At 61.1% G+C, this 21,933-nt stretch carries 20 protein-coding genes; 6 read left to right on the forward strand and 14 right to left on the reverse strand.

Annotated features, from left to right (window positions below; translation table 11 throughout):
* Window positions 1-36: 36 nt before the first annotated feature.
* The 4 genes from efeO (ACM6IQ_RS15415) to efeU are packed head-to-tail and all read right to left on the reverse strand — an operon-like array spanning window position 37 to window position 4,248.
* Complete coding sequence (efeO, locus tag ACM6IQ_RS15415) at window positions 37-861, reverse strand: iron uptake system protein EfeO (RefSeq protein WP_414879239.1); 825 nt, start codon at window positions 859-861, stop codon at window positions 37-39.
* A 23-nt stretch (window positions 862-884) separates the two neighbouring features.
* Window positions 885-2,183, reverse strand: coding sequence for an iron uptake transporter deferrochelatase/peroxidase subunit (gene efeB / locus ACM6IQ_RS15420; RefSeq protein WP_017339059.1), 1,299 nt, complete (start codon window positions 2,181-2,183; stop codon window positions 885-887).
* A 17-nt stretch (window positions 2,184-2,200) separates the two neighbouring features.
* Window positions 2,201-3,400: an iron uptake system protein EfeO gene (gene efeO / locus ACM6IQ_RS15425; RefSeq protein WP_414879240.1), complete on the reverse strand. Its 1,200-nt coding sequence runs from the start codon at window positions 3,398-3,400 to the stop codon at window positions 2,201-2,203.
* An 8-nt stretch (window positions 3,401-3,408) separates the two neighbouring features.
* A complete protein-coding gene (gene efeU / locus ACM6IQ_RS15430) occupies window positions 3,409-4,248 on the reverse strand; it encodes an iron uptake transporter permease EfeU (protein ID WP_414879241.1) in 840 nt (279 codons plus the stop codon).
* Between the two features lie 235 nt (window positions 4,249-4,483).
* Here efeU and ACM6IQ_RS15435 point away from each other — a divergent pair, with 235 nt between their 5' ends.
* The 6 genes from ACM6IQ_RS15435 to ACM6IQ_RS15460 all read left to right on the forward strand — a co-directional run bounded on the left by ACM6IQ_RS15435 (window position 4,484) and on the right by ACM6IQ_RS15460 (window position 11,364).
* The gene (locus tag ACM6IQ_RS15435) at window positions 4,484-5,500 is read left to right on the forward strand and encodes an AraC family transcriptional regulator (protein ID WP_017339056.1); all 1,017 of its coding nucleotides are present in this window, start codon (window positions 4,484-4,486) and stop codon (window positions 5,498-5,500) included.
* A gap of 185 nt (window positions 5,501-5,685) precedes the next feature.
* Window positions 5,686-7,350 (forward strand): AMP-binding protein, encoded by a 1,665-nt coding sequence (locus ACM6IQ_RS15440; RefSeq protein WP_414879242.1) that lies wholly within the window; start codon window positions 5,686-5,688, stop codon window positions 7,348-7,350.
* A 16-nt stretch (window positions 7,351-7,366) separates the two neighbouring features.
* Window positions 7,367-8,128, forward strand: a complete 762-nt coding sequence (locus ACM6IQ_RS15445) for an SDR family NAD(P)-dependent oxidoreductase (protein WP_017339054.1) — start codon at window positions 7,367-7,369, stop codon at window positions 8,126-8,128.
* A 12-nt stretch (window positions 8,129-8,140) separates the two neighbouring features.
* On the forward strand, window positions 8,141-9,334 hold the full coding sequence (locus ACM6IQ_RS15450; RefSeq protein ID WP_017339053.1) for an acetyl-CoA C-acyltransferase: 1,194 nt from the start codon (window positions 8,141-8,143) through the stop codon (window positions 9,332-9,334).
* Between the two features lie 83 nt (window positions 9,335-9,417).
* Window positions 9,418-10,545 carry an acyl-CoA dehydrogenase gene (locus ACM6IQ_RS15455; protein ID WP_017339052.1) on the forward strand — a complete coding sequence of 376 codons (1,128 nt, stop codon included), beginning with the start codon at window positions 9,418-9,420 and terminating at the stop codon, window positions 10,543-10,545.
* Window positions 10,546-10,590: 45 nt separating this feature from the next.
* Complete coding sequence (locus ACM6IQ_RS15460; protein WP_017339051.1) at window positions 10,591-11,364, forward strand: enoyl-CoA hydratase; 774 nt, start codon at window positions 10,591-10,593, stop codon at window positions 11,362-11,364.
* Between the two features lie 123 nt (window positions 11,365-11,487).
* Here ACM6IQ_RS15460 and ACM6IQ_RS15465 read toward each other — a convergent pair whose 3' ends face one another.
* From ACM6IQ_RS15465 to ACM6IQ_RS15510, 10 genes are all read right to left on the reverse strand, one after another.
* On the reverse strand, window positions 11,488-12,639 hold the full coding sequence (locus tag ACM6IQ_RS15465; protein ID WP_414879243.1) for an acyl-CoA dehydrogenase family protein: 1,152 nt from the start codon (window positions 12,637-12,639) through the stop codon (window positions 11,488-11,490).
* Between the two features lie 3 nt (window positions 12,640-12,642).
* Window positions 12,643-13,749 carry an enoyl-CoA hydratase/isomerase family protein gene (locus ACM6IQ_RS15470; protein WP_414879244.1) on the reverse strand — a complete coding sequence of 369 codons (1,107 nt, stop codon included), beginning with the start codon at window positions 13,747-13,749 and terminating at the stop codon, window positions 12,643-12,645.
* A 220-nt stretch (window positions 13,750-13,969) separates the two neighbouring features.
* A complete protein-coding gene (locus tag ACM6IQ_RS15475) occupies window positions 13,970-14,677 on the reverse strand; it encodes an HPP family protein (RefSeq protein ID WP_414879245.1) in 708 nt (235 codons plus the stop codon).
* A gap of 159 nt (window positions 14,678-14,836) precedes the next feature.
* Window positions 14,837-16,015 (reverse strand): MFS transporter, encoded by a 1,179-nt coding sequence (locus ACM6IQ_RS15480; RefSeq protein ID WP_414879246.1) that lies wholly within the window; start codon window positions 16,013-16,015, stop codon window positions 14,837-14,839.
* Window positions 16,016-16,094: 79 nt separating this feature from the next.
* Complete coding sequence (locus ACM6IQ_RS15485) at window positions 16,095-17,444, reverse strand: MmgE/PrpD family protein (RefSeq protein WP_414879247.1); 1,350 nt, start codon at window positions 17,442-17,444, stop codon at window positions 16,095-16,097.
* The gene (locus ACM6IQ_RS15490) at window positions 17,441-18,328 is read right to left on the reverse strand and encodes a polysaccharide deacetylase family protein (protein WP_414879248.1); all 888 of its coding nucleotides are present in this window, start codon (window positions 18,326-18,328) and stop codon (window positions 17,441-17,443) included. The genes ACM6IQ_RS15485 and ACM6IQ_RS15490 overlap by 4 nt, the downstream gene beginning before the upstream one ends.
* Window positions 18,321-19,169, reverse strand: coding sequence for a polysaccharide deacetylase family protein (locus ACM6IQ_RS15495; protein WP_414879249.1), 849 nt, complete (start codon window positions 19,167-19,169; stop codon window positions 18,321-18,323). The genes ACM6IQ_RS15490 and ACM6IQ_RS15495 overlap by 8 nt, the downstream gene beginning before the upstream one ends.
* A gap of 184 nt (window positions 19,170-19,353) precedes the next feature.
* Entirely contained in the window at window positions 19,354-20,178 is an 825-nt protein-coding gene (locus ACM6IQ_RS15500; RefSeq protein ID WP_017339043.1) for an ABC transporter substrate-binding protein, read from the reverse strand.
* A gap of 39 nt (window positions 20,179-20,217) precedes the next feature.
* The gene (locus ACM6IQ_RS15505; protein ID WP_017339042.1) at window positions 20,218-20,982 is read right to left on the reverse strand and encodes an amino acid ABC transporter ATP-binding protein; all 765 of its coding nucleotides are present in this window, start codon (window positions 20,980-20,982) and stop codon (window positions 20,218-20,220) included.
* A 10-nt stretch (window positions 20,983-20,992) separates the two neighbouring features.
* Window positions 20,993-21,871 carry an amino acid ABC transporter permease gene (locus ACM6IQ_RS15510; protein ID WP_017339041.1) on the reverse strand — a complete coding sequence of 293 codons (879 nt, stop codon included), beginning with the start codon at window positions 21,869-21,871 and terminating at the stop codon, window positions 20,993-20,995.
* Window positions 21,872-21,933 lie beyond the last annotated feature (62 nt).

The raw sequence follows: 21,933 nt of genomic DNA on the forward strand, positions 1-21,933 counted from the left end.
GCCTTGCCCGCGAAGCGTCCTTCAAAGGGTTGAAACTCAGTTCAGCCCCAATTTCCCACGCAACGTCGACAAGTCCTCAGCCAATGTATTCACCGGCCCAACCAGCGCTTTACGGTCGCTGTCCTTCACTTTGTCGTAAGTCTCAAAACCCCCATCCCTGGTCTTGTATTTGGCCAATGTCTTGTTCACCGTTGCAAAGTTCTTGTCGACCTTGGCCATGAACACCGCGTCCTGCTTCTCGATCTGCGGACGGAACAGGTCGACGATTTTCTTCGCGCCGTCGATGTTGCCCTGGAAGTCGTAAAGATCGGTGTGGCTGTAGCGATCTTCCTCGCCGGAGATCTTGGTCGCCGCGACTTCTTCCAACAACGCCGCCGCGCCACCCACCACTTTCTCGGGCGGGAAGGTCAGGCCGGCCACGCGGGTTTGCAAGTCTTTGACATCCTTGTTCAAGCCATCAGCCAATTGTCCCAGACCCTTGGTGCTTTTCTCGGAGAACAGCGAAAACTCGATGCGGTGGAAACCGGTGAAGTCTTCGGCCTTCACGCCTTTTTCGTGATCGTCGACACGGGAGTCGATGGACGCGTCCAGGTCACTGAACAGTTCGGCGATCGGCTCGATGGACTCGTAGTAAACCCGGGTCGGTGCATAGAGTTTTTGCGCGGTGGCAAGGTCGCCTTTCTTCACTGCGTCGGTGAATTTCTGAGTGTGGCTGGCCAGTTCGTCCAATTGTTCAGTGACGTAGATCTTGTAGTCCGAGATCGGCCCCACCAGTTCCAGCGGCGCCGTCGCCGCGAAAGCCGAAAGCGGGGTGTTGAGCAAACCAAGGGTCAGCAGTAACGCGAGGGGCGACTTTTTCATGGGACGGTTCCGTATGGGGGTGGTTATGCGGTTGTTTTTGGGGAGGCAGCGTCAAGCAGTGAGCGACCGATGAAATCCTGGTCGCCCGTCACACCCGGCAAGGTGAAGAAGTATCCCCCGCCGACCGGCTTGAGGTATTCCTCGAGCGGTTCACCGTTGAGTCGGGTTTGCACAGTGATAAAGCCTTTTTCCAGATCGGCCTGGTAGCAGATGAACAGCAATCCCATGTCCAGCTGACCGTTCTTGTTCACGCCGTTGGAGTAGTTGAACGGCCGGCGCAGGATCAGGTTGGCCTGGCTCGCGGCGGTGCGCGGGTTGGCCAGGCGGATATGGGCGTCAAGCTTGGTCAGCTTGCCTTCCGGGTCCTTGCCGTAATCCGGGACCTCGGTTTCATGAGCGCCACCCATGGGTGCGCCTGTGCTTTTGATTCGTCCGAGGATGCTTTCCTGTTCCTGCAACGGTGTGCGGTCCCAGCGTTCGACGAAGTTGCGGATGATCCGCACCGCTTGATAGCTGCCATTGGCAGCCCAGGCCGGTTCGTCGTTGCCGGGCTGGACCCAGACGATGCTGTCCATGGCCTTGGCGTCGTTGGAGTCGGGGTTGGCCGAGCCGTCGCGAAAGCCCAGAAAGTTGCGCGCGCTCTGTGCCGGCACCCCCGGTTTCGCGGGAGCCTGCGGCGGTACGCTGCCTTCCTGTTTCCAACGCACCAGCAGCAGGTCCGGCAGGTTCTTCACGATATCGCGCAGTGCATGGATGTTGGTGTCGGCGGTGTTGGCGCAGAACTGCAGGCTCAGGTCGCCGTGGCAGCAATCGGCCTCCAGCGCATCGTTGGGAAAGCCAACCATGCGGATCAGCCGTTTCGGTTTGGCGTTCGCCAGGCCGAAGCGCTCATCGAACAACGATTCGCCGACCGACACGGTGATGGTGAGGTTATCCGGCGTCACCACCGGGCCGAGAATGCCTGAATCCACCGGCGGCAGTTTCGGATCGACCTGCGCCACCGGGCCGCCGTGCATCAGGAACGCGATGCGCTCATTGAGCGTGCGGAACAGCCGCTCCAGGTCCTCGCGGTCGCTGGCCAACACATCAAACGACACCAGCATGCCGGACGCCGGTCGAGGGGTGACGATGCCGCTCTGGTGCTGGCCATGGAAATCGTGGCGGTCCTCGGTCTTGTCGCTGCTCGGCGCTTCGGTGACTTGCGCGGGGCTGGCGGCCAGGGCCGGGCAGCTCAAGGCTGAACCGGCCAGGGCCACGCCGGCGACGCCCATGCCCATCAATACCCGGCGCCGCTGAAGGTTGAATTGCTCTGAATCGTTCATCTGAAGTTCGTCTTCTGCTATAGGCCGGAAAGGCCGAGGGCGGGATCGATGCCGTCGAGTGCGTCGGCCAGCGCCTTGGCCTTGTCGGCGATCTGTTTACGCTGTTCGGCGCTGACGCTGTCGTAGCTCGCGTAGCCTTTCTCGACCTTGAAGCCGTCAAGTTCTACATCGAGGCTGGCGATGGCGTTGTCGAGAGTGGGCAGCAGTTCGGCGGCGGACTTGGTCAGCAGCGGACGCAACAGGTCGACGACTTTGCGGGCAGCAAAGAGGTTGCCGGCGAAACCGTTCAAGTCGGTGTGGCTGTAGCGTTCTTCTTCACCGCTGCTCGCGCGCACTTCGCCCAGGTTGTTGAGGTTGCGCACCACGATGCTGACCAGCTGTTCCGGCGGTAGCGATTGGGCGAGCAGTTGTTGTTTGAGCGTGGTGACGTCGGTCAGCAACCGTTGAGCCACCGGTGTCAGGCCGTCGAGGGTGCGTTGCTGGAACAGCGCATATTCGAGGCGATGGAAACCGCTGAAACCCGGATCCTGCTCGCGTTTTTCAAAGTAATCGGCACGGGCGTTGATCGTGTTGTCGAGTTCGGCGAGGCGCTGTGCGGCCGGGGCGATGCGCTGATACGCGGTGCGGGCCGGGACATACAACGCTTGCGCCTGGCTCAGGTCGCCGGCTTCGATGGCTTGCTCTAGCGCGGTGACGGCTTTGATCAGCGCGGTGCTTTGGCTGCTCAGGTAAACGCGGAACTCCGACAGCGGCCCGACGAAAGCGACCATCGACGGTTTGGCTTTGGCCGCGGCATCGGAAGCGGTGGTAGGCGTCACATGCAGCGTGCCGCGCGGGTTGCTCAGCAGGCCGCAAGTGATCGCGTAATCGCCGGGCATCAGGTTGGCGTTGATCACCTGGCTCAGGCCGGGGGCGATGTTTTCCCGTTCTTCGACCACCAGCACGCCATCGAGGATTTCCCACTCAACGGCGCGGTCCGAGTGGTTGACGATGCGGAAACTGGCGCGACCGGCCGGCACCGTCAATGCATTCGGCTCGCAGCAGTGCGGGTGAATGGTCACCAGCACTTCGTCATGGTTGGCCTGACGTTTGGCCGCAGCCATTTTTGAGGCGTAGTAGAACAGGCCGCCGGCGGCGATCATCACGATCACCGAACCGGCCACCGCCCAGCGCAAGGCACGGGGAGGGGAGGCCACTGGAGGAGTAGGCGTTGACATGTAGGCCCTTACTGACTGGAAACGGAAGAAGCGTGTTTAACGGGTGCAGGCGCGGGGAGAAAAAACATCACCAGCGCCAGCACCAGATAGATCAGGTAGGCACCCAGGGTGCTGACAGTCGGTGCATCCTGATACCCGAACATGCCGGCCAGCACTGACCCCAGCGGGCCATCCATCGGCAGCGTGGCGCTGAAATCGAACAGCACGGTTTGCAGGTGATTCCAGACCCCGGCTTCATGCAGCGCCTGCACCGAGTTGGCGAGAATGCCGGCGGCCACCACGAGGATGAACAGGCCGGTCCAGCGGAAGAACGCGCCGAGGTTCAGGCGCATGCTGCCGGTGTAGATCAGGAAACCGACGATGATCGCCAGGATCAGGCCGAGCAGGGCACCGATCGGTGCGGCCGGCCCTTCGCTCTGCTGGAACACCGCGAGCAGGAAGAACACCGTTTCCAGGCCTTCCCGGGCGACGGCAAAAAACACCATGGCGATCAGCGCAGTCACTTGATGCCTGGAGCCGGTCAGCGCGTGATCGAGGGAGACGTGCAGCGAATGCTTGATCGAACGCGCCACCTTGCGCATCCAGAACACCATGGAACTGAGAATGCCGACGGCGACCAGGCCGACCACGCCTTCGAACAGTTCCTGTTGTTTCTGCGGGAATTCGGCACTGACCAACTCCAGGCCACCGCCCACCAGCAGGGCCAGCGCGGCGGCGAGAAACACGCCGATCCATACGGCAGGCATCCATTGACCGCGACCGGTTTGCTTGAGGTAGCTGGCGATGATGCCAACGATCAATGCGGCCTCAATGCCTTCGCGCAGCATGATCAGAAAAGGGACAAGCATTCGGCACCGTCTGGGAATTAGATAGGGTGCTAATTTGTAACATAATGACACTCATTACCAAATGGCAATCATTGGCATTAACCTGAACCTAAGCTGAACAGATCAAAAGATCGCAGCCTTCGGCAGCTCCTACAGGTAATGCATACCAAATGCAGGCGCTGCCGAAGGCTGCGATCTTTTGATCTTATCGGGCTAATATGCGCACCATTCATAAAAACAGGGCACACCCCGCTCAATGTCGGAAAAAGACACCATCTCCATTCAACTGGTGCGTGAAGCACTGTTGCAAAGTTGCGCCCCCGGCGCCTCCACCGACGAGGTGTTGAACAAGGTCGGCATCGATCCGGGGCTGCTCGAATCGACCACAGCCCGCGTGCCGGCCACCGCGTACGCACGGCTTTGGCGCTTGCTGGCGCGGCGTCGGGACGATGAATTTTTTGGCATGGACCCGCGCAAGCTCAAATCCGGCAGTCTGGCGTTTCTGTGCCGCTGTTCCATGGTCCAGCCGAGCCTCGCTGCCGGCCTGACCTCGGGGCTGGGGTTTCTGTCGTTGATGCTCGAACACCTGCCCGCGCAGCTGGTTCGCCAGCAAAGCCTCGCAGAGATCGTGCTGCTGGAAGACGACCAGGACCCGCGTCGCGCCTTTACCTATTTCACCTACTGGATGATCGTTCACGGCGTTGCCTGTTGGCTGGCGGGACGACGGATTCCGATTCTGGCCATCGAGTTGCGCTGCCCGCAGCCGGATTTCTGTGACGACTATCAGGTGATGTTTTCCGAGAACCTGCGTTTCGACCGGCCGCGCACCCGGATGATTTTCTCCGCCGACTGCCTGGATTTGCCGATCAAACGCAGCGCCGAAGAACTCAAGCGATTCCTGGCCCATGCGCCGGCCAATATTCTGGTCAAGTACCGCGACCCGGAGAGCCTGGCGAGCCGGATCAAGCACGATTTGCGGCAGTTGCCCGCCGAACAGTGGCCAGAGACCGAACCTCTGGCGCAACAACTGTGCATGTCGGCCTCGACCTTGCGTCGGCGACTGGCGGAAGAGGGGCAGACGTATCAGGGGCTCAAGGACAGCGTGCGCAAGGAACTGGCCATTGTCTGGCTGGCTGAACCGAGTATCAGCTTCGCCGAGATCGCTACGCGGTTGGGGTTTGCCGATGCGAGTTCGTTCTATAAGGCTTTTCGCAAGTGGTCGGGGTCGAATCCGGGGCATTACCGGAGTTTGATTCTGAACGAGGCCGACTGATCCGGATTTTGTAGTGATCGTGCCCGCGATGGCGGCCGCCCAGGCGCCGCATTCCTCAATTCTTGGCCAAACCAGTCAGACAACTTGATAGCTTTGACCATTGCCCCACCCCCCGCGCAGAGCGAGTATTTCCCTGTTGGTTACGGTTCCCCCCAGCCTAATAAAAATACAGAGGGATTCTGGCAATGCGCGATTACTTGTCTGCCACGTCACAGTTCAATTATCAGCACACCGTCGATACCGCGCTCGCGGGCGATCTGACGGCCCTCAATGCCTGCGTCGAGTGTTGCGACCGGCATGCGTTGCCAGGCCGCATCGCGCTGTTCTGGGAAGGCCGCGACGGCACCAGCGCCACGTACACGTTCAGCGAGCTGCAGGATAAGGCTGCGCGTTTCGCCAATTTCCTCCTGGCTCAGGGCGTGAAGAAAGGCGACAAGGTCGCCGGCCTGCTGCCGCGCAATATCGAATTATTGATCACCGTGTTCGCCACCTGGCGCATCGGTGCGGTGTATCAGCCGCTGTTCACCGCATTCGGCCCCAAAGCCATCGAGCATCGCCTGAGCAGTTCCGGCGCCAAAGTGGTGGTGACCGACGCGGTCAACCGCTCCAAACTCGCTGAAGTTGCCGACTGCCCGACCATCGTCACCGTCGGTGGCGCGAAAGGCCAGGGCATTGTCCGCGGCGATTTCAGTTTCTGGGCCGAACTGGCCAACTATTCCCCCGAGTGCGAGCCGGTGCTGCTGACCGGTGAAGAGCCGTTCCTGCTGATGTTCACCTCGGGCACCACCGGTCCGTCGAAGGCGTTGTCCGTGCCGCTCAAGGCCATCGTCGCCTTTCAGAGCTACACCCGTGACGCCGTGGACTTGCGCCCGGAAGATGCATTCTGGAACGTCGCCGATCCGGGCTGGGCCTACGGCATCTATTTTGGTGTGACCGGGCCGATGTCGATGGGGCATCCGATCACCTTTTACGATGGCCCGTTCACCCTCGAAAGCACCTGCCGGGTGATCAACAAATACGGGATCACCAACCTCACCGGGTCGCCGACGGCATATCGTTTGCTGATCGCCGGTGGCGACGAGTTCGCCAAATCGATCAAGGGCAAATTGCGCATCGTCAGCAGTGCCGGCGAGCCGTTGAACCCGGAAGTGATTCGCTGGTTCGCCGACAACCTCGGCGTGGTGATTCATGACCATTACGGCCAGACCGAATTGGGCATGGTCCTGTGCAACCACCACGGTCTCGAACATCCGATTCACCTGGGCGCCGCCGGTTTTGCCTCGCCAGGCCACCGCATCGTGGTGCTCGACGACGAGTACCAGGAGCTGGGCGTCGGCCAGCCGGGCATTCTGGCCATCGACCGCACTCAGTCGCCGATGTGCTGGTTTGCCGGTTACGAAGGCGCGCCCACCAAGGCCTTCGTTGGCAACTATTACCTGAGTGGCGACACCGTCGAGTGGAACCCGGACGGCAGCATCAGCTTCGTCGGCCGCAGTGATGACGTGATCACCACCTCCGGCTACCGCGTCGGGCCGTTCGACGTGGAAAGCGCGTTGATCGAACACCCGGCTGTGGTCGAAGCGGCGGTGGTGGGCAAGCCCGATCCGGAGCGCACGGAGCTGGTCAAAGCGTTCGTCGTGCTCAGCGCGCAATACCGCGCCGCCCCCGAATTGGCCGAAGAGCTGCGCCAACATGTGCGCAAGCGTCTGGCCGCGCACTCGTACCCCCGTGAAATCGAATTTGTCAGCGAGTTGCCGAAAACCCCAAGCGGCAAATTGCAGCGCTTTATCTTGCGCAACCAGGAAATCGCCAAGGCTCAAGAGGCCGCGGCGAAGAACGCTTCAGCTTGAATCCAAGGACACAATGATGCAGATCGAAAACAAGGTTTTTCTCGTCACCGGCGGTGCCTCCGGGCTCGGCGCGGCCACGGCTGAAATGCTGGTCGCAGCCGGCGCCAAAGTGATGCTGGTGGACATGAACGCCGACGCTGTTGCGGCCCAGGCTGAACGTCTCGGTGCGCAAAGCGTGGTCGCGGACATCAGCAACGAAGCGGCCGCTGAAGCGGCGGTGCAGGCGACGGTCAAGGCCTTTGGCGGCCTCAACGGCCTGGTCAACTGCGCCGGCATCGTCCGTGGCGAGAAGATCCTCGGCAAGAACGGCCCGCACGCGCTGGCCAGTTTCAGCCAGGTGATCAACGTGAACCTGATCGGCAGCTTCAACATGCTGCGTCTGGCATCGGCGGCGATCGCCGAAACCGAGCCGGATGCCGATGGCGAGCGCGGGGTGATCATCAACACTGCGTCGGCGGCGGCTTACGATGGCCAGATCGGCCAGGCGGCTTATGCCGCGTCCAAAGGCGCGATCGTCAGCCTGACCTTGCCCGCTGCTCGTGAACTGGCGCGTTTCGGCATCCGTGTGATGACCATCGCTCCGGGCATTTTCGAAACCCCGATGATGGCCGGCATGACCCAGGAAGTCCGCGATTCCCTGGCCGCTGGCGTGCCGTTTCCGCCACGTTTGGGCAAACCGGGCGAGTATGCCGCGCTGGTCAGGCATATCATTGAAAACAGCATGCTCAATGGCGAGGTGATCCGTCTCGACGGCGCCTTGCGCATGGCCGCGAAGTAAGGAGGATTTGTCATGACTATTGCCAACGATCCAATCGTTATCGTCAGCGCCGTCCGCACCCCGATGGGTGGTTTCCAGGGCGAACTGAAAAGCCTGACCGCGCCACAACTGGGCGCTGCCGCCATTCGTGCTGCGGTTGAACGTGCAGGTTTGGCGCCGGATGCCATTGAAGAAGTGCTGTTTGGCTGCGTGTTGCCCGCCGGCCTTGGCCAGGCACCGGCCCGTCAGGCTGCGCTGGGTGCCGGGCTGGATAAATCGACCCGCTGCACCACCCTGAACAAAATGTGCGGTTCGGGCATGGAAGCGGCCATTCTGGCCCACGACATGCTGATCGCCGGCAGCGCCGATGTTGTCGTGGCCGGCGGTATGGAAAGCATGTCCAACGCGCCGTACCTGCTGGACCGCGCCCGCAGCGGTTACCGCATGGGCCACGGTCGTGTGCTCGATTCCATGTTCCTCGATGGCCTGGAAGACGCCTACGACAAGGGCCGCCTGATGGGCACCTTCGCCGAAGATTGCGCCGAAACCAACGGCTTCACTCGCGAGGCTCAGGACGCGTTCGCCATTGCCTCGACCACCCGCGCGCAGCAGGCGATCAAGGACGGCAGCTTCAAGGACGAAATCGTGCCGCTGACCGTGACCGTCGGGAAAGAGCAGGTGGTGATCAGCAACGACGAACAGCCACCGAAAGCCAAACTGGACAAGATCGCCTCGCTCAAGCCGGCGTTCCGTGAAGGCGGCACCGTGACGGCGGCCAACTCCAGTTCGATTTCCGATGGTGCGGCGGCGCTGGTATTGATGCGCCGTTCCGAAGCTGAAAAACGCGGTTTGAAACCCCTTGCGCTGATCCATGGCCACGCGGCATTTGCCGACACGCCGGGCCTGTTCCCGGTGGCACCGATCGGTGCAATCAAGCGGTTGATGAAGAAAACCGGCTGGTCGCTGAACGACGTCGATCTGGTCGAAGTCAACGAAGCGTTTGCCGTGGTCGGCATGGCCGCCATGACCCACCTGGAAATCCCTCACGAGAAACTCAACGTACACGGCGGCGCCTGCGCCCTGGGCCACCCGATCGGGGCCTCGGGTGCTCGGATTCTGGTGACCTTGCTCTCGGCCCTGCGCCAGAAAGGCCTGAAACGCGGTGTCGCAGCGATCTGCATCGGCGGCGGTGAAGCCACGGCGATGGCCGTGGAATGCCTGTACTAGGCCAACCTCACCCCTGTGGGAGCCATCCAGCAGGCTGGCTCCCACAGAGTTCTGTGGCGTACCCCGGATTTTAAGGATTCACCATGATTCCCAATGACGACCAACAACAGATCCGCGACATGGCCCGGCAGTTTGCCCAGGAACGCCTGAAACCGTTCGCCGCCGAGTGGGATCGCGAGCACCGTTTCCCCAAGGAAGCCATCGGCGAGATGGCCGATCTGGGTTTCTTCGGCATGCTGGTGCCGGAACAGTGGGGCGGTTGTGACACCGGTTACCTGGCCTACGCCATGGCGCTGGAAGAGATCGCCGCGGGCGACGGCGCCTGCTCGACCATCATGAGCGTGCACAATTCGGTCGGTTGCGTGCCGATCCTCAACTACGGCAACGACGATCAGAAAGAGCGCTTTCTGAAACCGCTGGCCAGCGGAGCGATGCTCGGCGCTTTCGCGTTGACCGAACCGCAAGCCGGTTCCGATGCCAGCGGTTTGAAAACCCGCGCCCGTCTCGAAGGCGATCACTACGTTCTCAACGGCTGCAAGCAGTTCATCACCTCCGGGCAGAACGCCGGGGTGGTGATCGTGTTTGCGGTGACGGACCCGAGTGCCGGCAAACGCGGGATCACCGCGCTGATCGTGCCCACCGATTCGCCAGGCTATAAAGTCGCCCGCGTCGAAGACAAGCTCGGCCAGCATGCCTCCGACACCTGCCAGATTCTGTTCGAAGACGTCAAAGTACCGGTGGCCAATCGCTTGGGCGAGGAGGGCGAAGGTTACCGGATCGCCCTCGCCAACCTCGAAGGCGGCCGCGTTGGCATCGCCTCACAATCGGTGGGCATGGCCCGCGCCGCGTTTGAAGCGGCCCGGGACTACGCCCGTGAGCGCGAGAGTTTCGGCAAACCGATCATCGAACACCAGGCCGTCGCGTTCCGTCTGGCCGACATGGCAACCCAGATCGCCGTCGCCCGGCAGATGGTGCATTACGCCGCGGCATTGCGTGACAGCGGCAAACCGGCGTTGGTAGAAGCCTCCATGGCCAAACTTTTCGCCTCGGAAATGGCTGAAAAGGTATGCTCCGCCGCGTTGCAAACCCTCGGCGGTTACGGTTACTTGAACGACTTCCCGCTCGAGCGGATCTACCGCGACGTGCGGGTCTGCCAGATCTACGAAGGCACCAGTGATATTCAGCGCATGGTCATTTCGCGCAGTCTCTAAAAAACACCTACAGAGATTGAGCGTTATGCAAAACAGGAGTTATTTATGAGTTACGAAACGATTTTGCTGGAAACCCACGGCCGTGTCGGCCTGATCACCCTGAACCGTCCGCAGGCGCTGAACGCGTTGAACGCGCAGATCGTCAGCGAGCTGAACCACGCCCTCGATGGCCTGGAAGCGGATTCGAACATCGGTTGCATCGTGCTGACCGGCTCGAAGAAAGCCTTCGCCGCCGGTGCCGACATCAAGGAAATGGCTGAGCTGACCTACCCGCAGATCTACCTCGATGATCTGTTCAGCGACAGTGATCGCGTGGCTAACCGCCGTAAGCCGATCATCGCTGCGGTCAACGGTTTTGCCCTGGGCGGCGGCTGCGAGCTGGCGTTGATGTGCGATTTCATCCTGGCGGGTGACAACGCGAAGTTCGGTCAACCGGAAATCAACCTCGGCGTGCTGCCGGGCATGGGCGGCACCCAGCGCCTGACTCGCGCAGTCGGTAAAGCCAAGGCGATGGAAATGTGCCTGAGCGGGCGTTTGATCGATGCGGTGGAAGCGGAGCGTTGCGGGATTGTCGCGCGGATCGTTCCGGCGGATGAATTGCTGGAGGAAGCGCTGAAAGTCGCAACGTTGATCGCCAGGAAGTCGCTGCCGATTGCGATGATGGTCAAGGAAAGCGTCAACCGCGCGTTTGAGGTGAGCCTGTCGGAAGGCGTGCGTTTTGAGCGTCGGGTGTTCCATGCGGCATTTGCGACGCAGGATCAGAAGGAAGGGATGGCGGCGTTTATTGCCAAGCGTGAGGCGGAGTTCGTCGGCAAGTAATGCGGCGTCCTTGCGGACGCCATCGCGGGCAAGCCCGCTCCCACAGGTTCTCGTGTGTACACAACATCTGTGGACACCGGAGATCCCTGTGGGAGCGGGCTTGCCCGCGAAGCTTTTAAGGCTTCACACCTGGTAGTTCTTGAGCTCCCGGGCAATCACCATTCGCTGTATCTCGCTCGACCCTTCATAAATCTGCGTAATCCGTGCATCCCGGTAGTAACGCTCCACCGGGTAATCCTCCAGATACCCGTACCCGCCATGAATCTGCATCGCTGACGAGCAGACCTTTTCGGCCATTTCCGAGGCAAACAGCTTGGCCTGCGAAGCCTCCGAGAGACACGGCTTGCCGGCACTGCGCAAGCGCGCGGCATGCAGGATCAGCAACCGTGCAGCATTCAGCCGGGTGTGCATGTCGGCCAGCATGTTGGCGATGCTCTGGTGCTCGATGATCGGCTTGTCGAACTGCACGCGATCACGGGAATAGGCCAGCGCCGCTTCGAACGCGGCACGGGCGATGCCCAGCGCCTGCGCGGCGATGCCGATGCGCCCGCCTTCGAGGTTGGAGAGGGCAATGGCCAGGCCTTTACCGCGTTCGCCCAACAGGTTGGCTTCGGGAATCGTGCAGTTGCTCAGGGTCACCGCGCAGGTATCGGAAGCGCGAATGCCCATCTTGTGTTCGGTGCGATCCACGATGAAACCGGTGGTATCGGTTGGCACCAGAAACGCTGATATACCGCGCTTGCCCAGATCCGGGTCCGTCACGGCAAACACGATTGCCAGTTTTGCCCGTTTGCCGTTGCTGACAAATTGCTTGGCGCCGTTGATCACCCACTGGCCGTCGCGCAGTTCGGCGCGGGTGCGCAGGTTGTGCGCTTCGGAGCCGGCTTGTGGCTCGGTCAGGCAGAAGCAGCCGATGGCCTTGCCGCTGGCCAGGTCCGGCAACCAGGTCTGTTTCTGTTCGTCGGTGCCGTAGTTCATGACCGGCCCGCAACCCACGGAATTGTGGATGCTCATGAGTGCGCCCGTGGCGCCGTCACCGGCGGAAATCTCTTCCACCGCCAGGGCGTAGGCGACGTAATCGACATAAGTGCCGCCCCATTCCTCGGGCACCACCATGCCCAGCAAGCCGAGTTCACCCATCTTCGCCACCAGGCCGTCATCGATCCAGCCGGCCTTTTCCCAGGCTTGCGCGTGGGGCGCGATTTCGCCGCGGGCAAAATCCCGGGCCATGTCGCGGATCATGACTTGTTCTTCGCTCAATTCGATATCGTGCATGGCTCAGCTCCCGCTCCGGTCAAACCCTGTGAAGAAACTCGCGACGTGCTTGGCGTCCAGCGCCTGCAAGGTCGGCGGGTTCCAGCGCGGGCTCTTGTCTTTGTCGATCAGCAAGGCGCGCACGCCTTCAATCAGGTCGCCGCGCTCGAACCACTGACGGTCCAGGTGCAGCTCGAGGGCGAAGCAGTCTTCCAGGCTCAAGTGCCGGCCGCGCCGCAGCATTTCGAGGGTTACAGCCATGGCCAGCGGTGAACGGCTTTCCAGCAGATCGGCCGTGGTCATCGCCCATTCATGGCTGTCGGCAACCGTGACTTCGCGCAGTTGCTCAACAATACTCGGCACGTCGGGGAGGGCGAAGAAGTGATCGATGGCCGGGCGCAGTTTGCTCAGTGGCGCATCGGGCAATTGCTGCACCGCGAGTTGCGCCAACAGGCCCTGCAGGTCTTTTAGCGGCGTGTCGTGCCATTCCAGCTGATCGAGGTGTTCGTCCAGCGCCTCCAGTTTGTTGCTGTCCAGGTACCAGTCGGCCAACCCGCAATAGAGGGCGTCGGCTGCGCGAATCTGCACGCCGCTGACACCGAGGTAAATACCCAGTTCGCCGGGAACGCGCGGCAGGAAGTGACTGCCGCCCACATCCGGGAAGTAACCGATCGCCACTTCCGGCATCGCCAGGCGGCTTTTCTCGGTCACCACCCGCAAGTCGGCCCCTTGTACCAGCCCCATGCCGCCGCCCAGGACAAAACCGTCCATCAAGGCGAGTACGGGTTTGCGGTAATGGTGGATAGCGAGGTCGAGGGCGTATTCCTCGACAAAGAAATCTTTGTGCAGCGTGTCGCCATTCTTGAAGCTGTCATACAGCGAGCGAATATCACCGCCGGCACAGAAGGCTTTCTCGCCTGCGCCGCGCAAAACCACGGCGTGAATCTGCGGATCGTTTGCCCAGGCGTCGAGCTGGCGGTGCAGGTGGCGGACCATGTCCAGGGTGATCGCGTTGAGACCGGCGGGGCGATTGAGGGTCAGGTGACCGATGTGGTTGCGAACCTCGGCCAGCACTTCATATTGCGTGGCATCCATGGACGAAGTCCCCTTCGATGAAACCTGAGCAGTCATCAGTAACTCCCTGCTTTTATTGTTCTTTATAGAGACGCTTGCGCGCGAGCGATGCTGGATCGTACCAGTGCAAATTTGCCATGTACAACCGGGATATGTGCAGTACGAGTCTGCATTTTTACCTTAGGTCGAAAGCAAAAGATCGCAGGCTTCGGCAGCTCCTGCGCCGGATCGTGTTCCAACGCAGGAGCTGCCGAAGGCTGCGATCTTTTGATCTTCTTCAACCCTTTCGAGAAAACACATCCCCAATGCTGCGGCGTTTGGCATGCAATTCACTGACGTGAATCAATTGCTCAAGGTCTTCAGGCGTGACGTCGAAGAAGGCCTCCATTTCCGCCAGGGCCAGTTTCAAATCCTCGGCGGTGATGGCCTGGCGATCGATCGGCGGATGATCGGCAGGCACCACGGCCACCGGTTCACTGGCGCGCTTGGGGTAACGAATGCGCGTCAGGTTGTTATAAGCCAGGGCGCTGAACAACATCGTCGAAGCGCCGAGCATCACCGGGGCGAGGGCTTTCCAGTCCAGGGCGATGGTCGCCGGATCGGCCAGCACCAACGTCAAGGCCACTGCGCCGGCCGGCGGATGCAGGCAGCGCAGCCAGCACATCAGGATCAGTGCCATGCCAGCGGCCAGGCACGCGCTGCCGAGTGTGCGTCCAAGCACATGAGCGACCAGCAGCGCGATCACCCCGGCACTCAAGTAGCCGCCGAGTATCGACCAGGGTTGCGCCAGCGCCCCGGAGGACACCGCGAACAGCAACACCGCCGACGCACCCAGCGGTCCGATCAGGTGCTGCGCGACTTCGATGCCGAAAACCTGGGAGCAGAGCCAGACGCTGAACATCGTGCCCAACGCCATGCCGATGGCAGCGCGGCTCCATTCCGAGGGTCGGGTATTGATGGCGGCAGGTAACCAGCGAGCAAGCATTTGGCAAATGACCCATTGAAAAAATCGAGGCAAAAAAAAGGCTTAGCTGGGATACCCAGAAAGCCCTTGAAGGTGTTCCAACTATTGGGGGAGGAACAGGACACAGTGTGCCGTTCATTCGACATGCTGACAAATTCATATTAATGCAGCTTGAGTGCATTATTTTTGAGGTAAGGCGACTCGACGACCACTCATGAAACACAGGAAACCACCCATGGCCGTCAGTGCGCTCAGCGCATAAAACATCGTCGGCGCCGGCGTGTGCATCAGGAGGAAGCCGCAAATCACTGGACTGAGCGCGCCCCCGAGAGCGGCGAGGTTCTGCGCGCCGTAGTAGCTGCCACGCAATTCCTCGGGCGCCAGGGTGTCGACGAAGAGGAATTCGGCGGGGTAAATGATCATTTCACCGAGAGTGAAAATGAACATCGCCACGCACCACGACACCAGGCTGTCAGCCAGGCTGAAGCCGATCAGGCCAAGGATGAACAGGCTGGTACCACCGGCAATCCAGTAACGCAGTTGTTCGCGCTTGAGGAAACGCCCGATCTGGTATTGCAGCAGGATCACGCTGATGGCGTTGCAAGCGAGCAGGGCGGCCATGGTTTCCAGGGCGCGCTTGGAGTCGTGGGTCACCAGCAGGTATTGCGACAGGTACAGGGTGAATCGCCCGTGGACCACGGTGCTGAGCAGACAGCCGCAGGTAAACATGATCAGCGTGCGGTCGTTTTTCAGGGTGATCAGGGTTTTCAGGAAACTCTGTGGCTGGCCGATCGCGGGCGTCTGCGCCGAGTCCCTGGGGATTCCGCTCATTAAAAAGATACTGAAAAACGCGATCGCGCCGGCAATCAGGAACGGCGCAATCGGGTACACCCCGGCAATCACCACGCCGAGCATCGGGCCGGTGGCGTAGCCGATGTTGGTCAGGGTGTAGCGCAGTGAAAAGGCCTTGGCGCGCTGGCCCATGGGCAGGTTTTCGCTGAGGATTGCCTTCGACCCGATCAGGAACAGCGCCGACGCCGTTTCAGTGATCACCAGGGTGAGGGTGGTCAAATACAGGTTTTCGGCGAAGGTCAGCAGCACGAAACCGATGGCGCTGGAGAGCATGGCGAGGATCAGCAAGCGACGTTTTTCGAGGCGGTCGATAATGTACCCGCCGTAGAGCGCGAGCAGGGTGGCGATGAACACCGCGATGCCCAGCAGCAAGCCAACGTCCTGTTGGTTGAGGCCGAGCTTGTTGCTCAGGAACAGCGTCAGCAACGGGCTGGTGATGGCGCGGCTGACGACGATGGTCAGCGAGACGATCATCAAGCGGCGGATAACAAGCGAGTAAGTGGCCACGGTGGGGCAAATGTCCTTATTCAGATTCTGTAGTGTTCGGCGTGAGACCGAGTTGCGGCCATCGCGGGCAAGGCAGGATTCAAGTCAACCACCGATCCAGCGACCGAACCGATTCGAGTTCTTCCAACCGCCACAACGGCTCAGCCAATTCTTCAGCCTGCGACCTCGGCATCACCCGTCCGGCCAGACTGAAAAACTTCTGCTCCAGCGCCTCGTCACTCAACGGATTACCCGGCGCACCCAACGGTGGATCGACACAAAGCCTGGCCTGCCGACCGTCCACGGTCTGCACGCTCACCACGGGCTCGCCATCCTCTGACAGTCGCAGGTCCACTTCAAGGCGAATACGCGACATCCACTGGGCAATCCGTGGATCGCCTCGCTGTTCATCGTCATAGGCTTCCAGTCGGCAATGGCCATGCACCAGCCGGGCGGCGAGGGCATACGGCAGGCTCATCTGCGCGGCCGCCAGCGTGCTCACGTCCTGACCGCCGCACATGTCCTGCAGGAAACCGCACAGCGAGACCTGTATGTCCTCGACCTGATCGACGTTGACCTGCAATTGTTCCAGCAGCAGTCCCAAGGCGTCGATGGCCGAGTGTGTCCCTCGGCATGAGGCATATGGCTTGATTGAACAGCGGGCGAGTTTCCACACAGTCCCGAGATCCGCATCCAGCGCTTCAGGTTGAGCCATCCCGGTGGCCAGGGTCTTTAGAAACCCGCCCCAGACGTCATCGAATAACTTCGTCGGCCCCGTGACGCCTTGCAGAGCAAACCGCGCCGCGAGCAGTCCACCCTCGGCGGCTCGGCCGCTGTGCAGTTTTTTGCTTTGCGAGCCGTCGTGGATGAAGGCCCACAATCCGCCACTGAAACTGCCGGCGATGCCGAGTGCCGCCACCATTTGTCCGGCGTTCAACCCCAGAATGAGCCCACTCGCGGCTGCCGCGCCGAAGACGCCACAGGTCGCCGTGGAGTGCCAGCCGGCGCCGTTGTGCGCCGAGTAACCGCCGCAGGCTTCGAGCACGCGGCGGCCGACGTCGTAGCCGATGACCACGGCGGTGATCAACTCGCGACCGCTGACAGGTCGAGCGGACATCGACACCGCAGCCATCACCGCCGGCAACACCACCGCGCCGGAATGATCGCAGCCACCAGTGTCGTCCAGTTCCAGTGCATGGGCGGCGACGCCGTTGAGCATGGCGGCCTGCGCGGCGCCGACCCGCACATCCGTGCCCCAGACCCGCGCGGTGCCGCTTTCACCCTCGAACACCTGCCGCGCCTGCTTTGCCACATCGCTGCCAGCCCCGGCCAGCGTCGCGCCAAAGGTGTCGAGGATATGCCGCGTGGCTTGCGCTACCAGTGCCGGCGGCAAGTCTTCAAATCGTGTGTCGACACAAAACTGCGCCAGTCTTTGCAAGCGTTCGGTCATAGGAGGTAATCCCGATAATGTCGCTCGTACACCGACGCCGGGTGATCCTCGGCCACGGGCGGCGCGGATTCGGCCCACCATTGAGCTACGTCGGCACCGCTGGCGATCCAAACGTCGTCGTGCTGCTGAATGCCCTGCAGCAGTTCGCGCAACACGCCAATCCGTCCCGGCGTGGCAATGATTTCGGGGTGCAGGCGCAGCACATAACAGAGCCCGAAGCGGTGAAACCCGGCGAAGTCCATTTGCAGGTTGCCCAGGGTGTGGCTGTAGGAAGCGATCCGCGATTGCGCCGGCGGCACCGCCGGGCTCAGGTTGAAGGCGAAGTAGGGTTCGTCTTCCAGTTCGTAATGCAATGGCAGCTCGATCACGCCGGGCGCCGTGGGGTGAGCGAACGGCAAATCATCGCCACGCCACGAGGAAGACCAGCGAATGCCTTGATCCCGTAATGCCTCGATGAACCCCGGCGCACCGTTGCCGGCCGGAACGCGAAACCCGGTCGGGCGTTGACCGGTCAGCGCTTGCAACGCTTCGCAGCCGCGGGCAATCTCGGCGGTCTGCTGCTTCAGATCGAGGGTGTCGTAGTTCTGGTGACGATACCCGGCGCAGGCAACCTCATGCCCAGCCGCCTGAATCGCCCGGATGTGTTCCGGGTTCTCCTCGGCAACGATGCCGGGGACAAACCAGCTGCTGCAAACACCCAGTTCTTCGAACAGACCCAGCAAGCGGTCGACGCCCCGTTGTGTGCCGTAACGCCAGACTGACAGCGTTTTGTCGCGCCCGGCGACTTCGGGCGCCTGGGTGAGAATGCCGTGGATGTCGTTGTAATCGACGGTCAGCACCACGGCGCAGCGGTAGCCTTTGGGCCAGAGAATGGAATCAGCCATGGTGATGCTCCTTCAGCCACCACTGGGCGACATCGCGGCAGGTGGCAAACCACACGTCGTCGCGCTGGCGCATGTGTTCGAAGAGTTTTTCCAGCAACAGGATGCGTCCTGGTTTGCCGGTGATCTTGGGGTGGAACAGGGTGGTCAGGCACAACCCTTCATTCATGGCACCGTCGTATTCTCGGCACCAGTTGTCCAGGGTCAGCTCATAACTGGCGGTGCGGTCCAACCCGCTGGGGAAGTCCGGCGCGCGGGTGTAGGCGAGGGAGGCGTAGTCGTCCATTTCCCAGCGACCGGGGATTTCCACCAGTGGCGTTTCGAAGCCCGGGACGTTGACCAGATAGGGCCGGTCGTCGCCGCGCATGCTGCTGGAATAGGCCACGCCTGCTTCCACCAGCATCGCCGGCGTCTCGGCCCGCCAGTCACCGGACGGCGTGCGGAAGCCTTCAGCGCGAATGTTCAGGTATTTCCAGAACACCTCGCGGGATTTGTTCATCACGTCCTTTTGCTGTTCCAGCGTCAGGGCGTAAAAGGATTCGTGTTTGTAGCCGTGGTACGCCACCTCATGCCCGCGCTCGACGATGGCCTGGCACTGTTTCGGCCAGTTCTCCACGACCCAGGCCGGAACGAAGAAGGTGGTCGGAATCCGGAACTCATCGAGCAGATCGAGAATCCGCGGCAGTGCGCGGTAAGGGCCGTAACCACCGAAACCGAAGTACTCGGGCTTGTGCCAGATCGAACCGTTGAGCATCGCATCGCCGGTGGGGCCATCGAGGTCGAAGGCCAGGGCGAGGCAAGCTGTGTGCTGGCCGGGCCAGGTGGGTTGGGGTGAGGAGGACATCAGTAGCGCTCCAACTTTTATCAGTTAACACCGGCGCCTGTGGGCGCGAGATTGCCCGCGAAAGTGGTGTGTCATTCAACTTAAATGCCGGCTGACAAGGCCCCTTCGCGAGCAAGCTCGCTCCCACAGGTTTATGGGTTGGTCACAACATTGCGATCGACCGAGACCTCTGTGGGAGCACGCATTACTTGCCCGCGTTGATGGTCGCCGTCTTGATCGCGCCCAATTCCAGGTCCCATTTTTTCAGGATGGTGGCGTAGCTGCCGTCATCGATCATGCTCTGCAACGCGACTTTCACCGCTTCGCTCAGCTCAGGCTTTTTCTTGCTCAGGCCCATGCCGGAGAACTGCACGGAAATCGGCTGGCCGACGGTTTTGTACATGTCCTTTTCTTGAGTTTTCAGGTACGACAAGGTCTCGCTGCCTTGCATCGCCGCATCAATACGGCTCTGACGCAGTTGCGCGCGGGCATCCGCCGAACCTTCGGTACCGACCACCACGATGGCCGGTTTGCCGGCGGCTTCGCAGTGGGCCTTGCTGTATTCAGCAATTTCCGCCGGGAACGTGGTACGGCGGCTGGTGCCGACTTTCTTGCCGCACAGGTCGGTGATTTCGTTGAAGTCTTTGTTTTTCTGCAACGTGTAGAACTGTGGACCGCTGGTGAAGTAGTCAACGAAGGTCACGCTGGCCTGACGCTCGACGGTGTCGGTCATGCCTGACAGCACCATATCGACGCGGTCGGTGGTGAGCGCGTTGATCATTTGCTCGAAACCGGTTTCCTGCCATTTGATCTTCACGCCCAGACGCTCGGCCAGGGCGTTGCCCAGGTCATAGTCGAGGCCGGTGAGGGTGTTGGTGGCCGGGTCCTTGAAATCCATCGGCGGGTAGTTCGGCATGATCGCGACGACGATCTCGCCTTTTTCCTTGATGCTGGCCGGCAATTCGGCGGCGAAGCTGACGCTGGATGCCATCAGGCCTGCGAGTACTGCTGGGATAACGAAGTTCTTCATGGTCGTTCTCTTATGAGTGTTGTGAGCGCCAAAGGGCACTTAGGTTCGAACGGCAGAAATGAAGCTTTGGGTGCGTGGGTTTTGCGGACTTATTAGTATTTCTTCGGGGCTTCCAGCCTCCACGATCTGCCCGCCGTCCATGAACACCATGCGGTTGGAAACCTCACGGGCGAAGCCCAGTTCATGGGTGACGACGATCATGGTCATGCCGGTTTGCGCCAGATCGCGCATCACCGACAGCACCTCACCGACCAGCTCCGGGTCGAGTGCCGAAGTGGGTTCATCGAACAGCATCAGCTTGGGTCGCATGGCCAATGCACGGGCAATGGCGACGCGCTGTTGCTGACCACCCGAAAGCTCGATCGGGTAGCTGTTGCGCTTGTCGGCCAGGCCGACGCGGGCGAGCAGTTCCACGGCTTCTTCGTGCGCCTCTTTGGGCGAACGCTTGAGCACCTGGCACGGCCCTTCGATGATGTTTTGCAGCACAGTCATGTGCGGGAACAGGTTGAAACGCTGGAACACCATGCCGGTGGACAGGCGTTGACGGGCGATCTGCGCTTCGTTGAGTTCGTGCAGTTTGTTGCCGGCGATGCGGTAACCCACCAGTTCGCCGTCGACCCACAGGCCGCCCTTGTCGATTTTCTCCAGCTGATTGATGCAACGCAGCAAGGTGCTTTTACCGGAGCCGGACGGGCCGATGATGCACAGCACTTCGCCTTGCTCGACTTCGATGTTGACGTCCTTGAGCGCGTGGAACTGGTCGTAATACTTGTTCAGGCTCACAGCCTTGACGATGCTTCTCATGTGGGGCTCCTCAAGAACGCTTGCCGGCGCCGCGAGCGAAACGACGCTCCAGACGGCTTTGACCGAAGGACAGGACAGTGACGGTGGCCAGGTACCAGATACCGGCGACGATCAGCAGCTCCATGACCCGGGCGTTGGCGTAGTAAATGTTCTGGGCGTTGTAGAGCAATTCCGAGTACTGGATGACGCTCGCCAGGGAGGTCATTTTCACCATGCCGATGAATTCGTTGCCGACCGGCGGGATGATCACCCGCATGGCCTGGGGCAGGATGATCCGGCGCAGCGCCTGCAGGCGCGGCATGCCGATCGACTTGGCGGCCTCGTACTGTCCGGTGTCCACCGACAACAGGCCGGCGCGTACCACTTCGGCGGTGTAGGCGCCCTGGTTGATGCTCAAACCGAGGAGGGCGGCCACGAAGGGCGTCATCAGGCTCACGGTGTCCATTTCGAACAGGCCGGGGATGCCGATGGTGGGGAAAATCAGCGCCAGGTTGAACCACAACAGCAGTTGCAGGATCAGCGGCGTGCCGCGGAACAGCCAGGTGTAGGTCACCGCCACGTAGCGCAGGATCGGGTTGGCCGACATGCGCATGATCGCCGTGATCACCCCGAACACAATGCCCAGCCCCATCGCCAGCACCGCCATGACGATGGTATTGAGCAAGCCCCACATGATGGCCTGGGAGGTGAGGAACTGGCCGATATACGACCATTCGATCTTGCCTTCGGCAAAGGCCCGCACCAGGCCGAAGATCGCGATGACGATCACGGTGGCGAAAAAGATTCGCCCGTAATAACGCCGTGGCACGTGATCGTACTGGGTGATATCGAACTGGTTTTCCGCCAGTTTGCGCTCCGCCTTGAGTCGTTCTGCCTGAGTCTGGCTCATGTTGTTTCTCCGTACTGTTCTTTCAAATCCAACACAGATCCTTGTGGGAGCGAGCCTGCTGG

Origin of the sequence: Pseudomonas sp. IT-P100 (genome assembly GCF_949767185.1) — a bacterium.
GTDB lineage: Bacteria > Pseudomonadota > Gammaproteobacteria > Pseudomonadales > Pseudomonadaceae > Aquipseudomonas > Aquipseudomonas fluorescens_B.

Excerpts from the sequence above, each read along its gene's own strand:
- efeO (WP_414879239.1), bottom strand. The coding sequence starts at position 861 with ATGAAAAAGTCGCCCCTCGCGTTACTGCTGACCCTTGGTTTGCTCAAC.
- efeB (WP_017339059.1), bottom strand. The coding sequence starts at position 2,183 with ATGAACGATTCAGAGCAATTCAACCTTCAGCGGCGCCGGGTATTGATG.
- efeO (WP_414879240.1), bottom strand. The coding sequence starts at position 3,400 with ATGTCAACGCCTACTCCTCCAGTGGCCTCCCCTCCCCGTGCCTTGCGC.
- efeU (WP_414879241.1), bottom strand. The coding sequence starts at position 4,248 with ATGCTTGTCCCTTTTCTGATCATGCTGCGCGAAGGCATTGAGGCCGCA.
- ACM6IQ_RS15435 (WP_017339056.1), top strand. The coding sequence starts at position 4,484 with ATGTCGGAAAAAGACACCATCTCCATTCAACTGGTGCGTGAAGCACTG.
- ACM6IQ_RS15440 (WP_414879242.1), top strand. The coding sequence starts at position 5,686 with ATGCGCGATTACTTGTCTGCCACGTCACAGTTCAATTATCAGCACACC.
- ACM6IQ_RS15445 (WP_017339054.1), top strand. The coding sequence starts at position 7,367 with ATGCAGATCGAAAACAAGGTTTTTCTCGTCACCGGCGGTGCCTCCGGG.
- ACM6IQ_RS15450 (WP_017339053.1), top strand. The coding sequence starts at position 8,141 with ATGACTATTGCCAACGATCCAATCGTTATCGTCAGCGCCGTCCGCACC.
- ACM6IQ_RS15455 (WP_017339052.1), top strand. The coding sequence starts at position 9,418 with ATGATTCCCAATGACGACCAACAACAGATCCGCGACATGGCCCGGCAG.
- ACM6IQ_RS15460 (WP_017339051.1), top strand. The coding sequence starts at position 10,591 with ATGAGTTACGAAACGATTTTGCTGGAAACCCACGGCCGTGTCGGCCTG.
- ACM6IQ_RS15465 (WP_414879243.1), bottom strand. The coding sequence starts at position 12,639 with ATGCACGATATCGAATTGAGCGAAGAACAAGTCATGATCCGCGACATG.
- ACM6IQ_RS15470 (WP_414879244.1), bottom strand. The coding sequence starts at position 13,749 with ATGACTGCTCAGGTTTCATCGAAGGGGACTTCGTCCATGGATGCCACG.
- ACM6IQ_RS15475 (WP_414879245.1), bottom strand. The coding sequence starts at position 14,677 with ATGCTTGCTCGCTGGTTACCTGCCGCCATCAATACCCGACCCTCGGAA.
- ACM6IQ_RS15485 (WP_414879247.1), bottom strand. The coding sequence starts at position 17,444 with ATGACCGAACGCTTGCAAAGACTGGCGCAGTTTTGTGTCGACACACGA.
- ACM6IQ_RS15490 (WP_414879248.1), bottom strand. The coding sequence starts at position 18,328 with ATGGCTGATTCCATTCTCTGGCCCAAAGGCTACCGCTGCGCCGTGGTG.
- ACM6IQ_RS15495 (WP_414879249.1), bottom strand. The coding sequence starts at position 19,169 with ATGTCCTCCTCACCCCAACCCACCTGGCCCGGCCAGCACACAGCTTGC.
- ACM6IQ_RS15500 (WP_017339043.1), bottom strand. The coding sequence starts at position 20,178 with ATGAAGAACTTCGTTATCCCAGCAGTACTCGCAGGCCTGATGGCATCC.
- ACM6IQ_RS15505 (WP_017339042.1), bottom strand. The coding sequence starts at position 20,982 with ATGAGAAGCATCGTCAAGGCTGTGAGCCTGAACAAGTATTACGACCAG.
- ACM6IQ_RS15510 (WP_017339041.1), bottom strand. The coding sequence starts at position 21,871 with ATGAGCCAGACTCAGGCAGAACGACTCAAGGCGGAGCGCAAACTGGCG.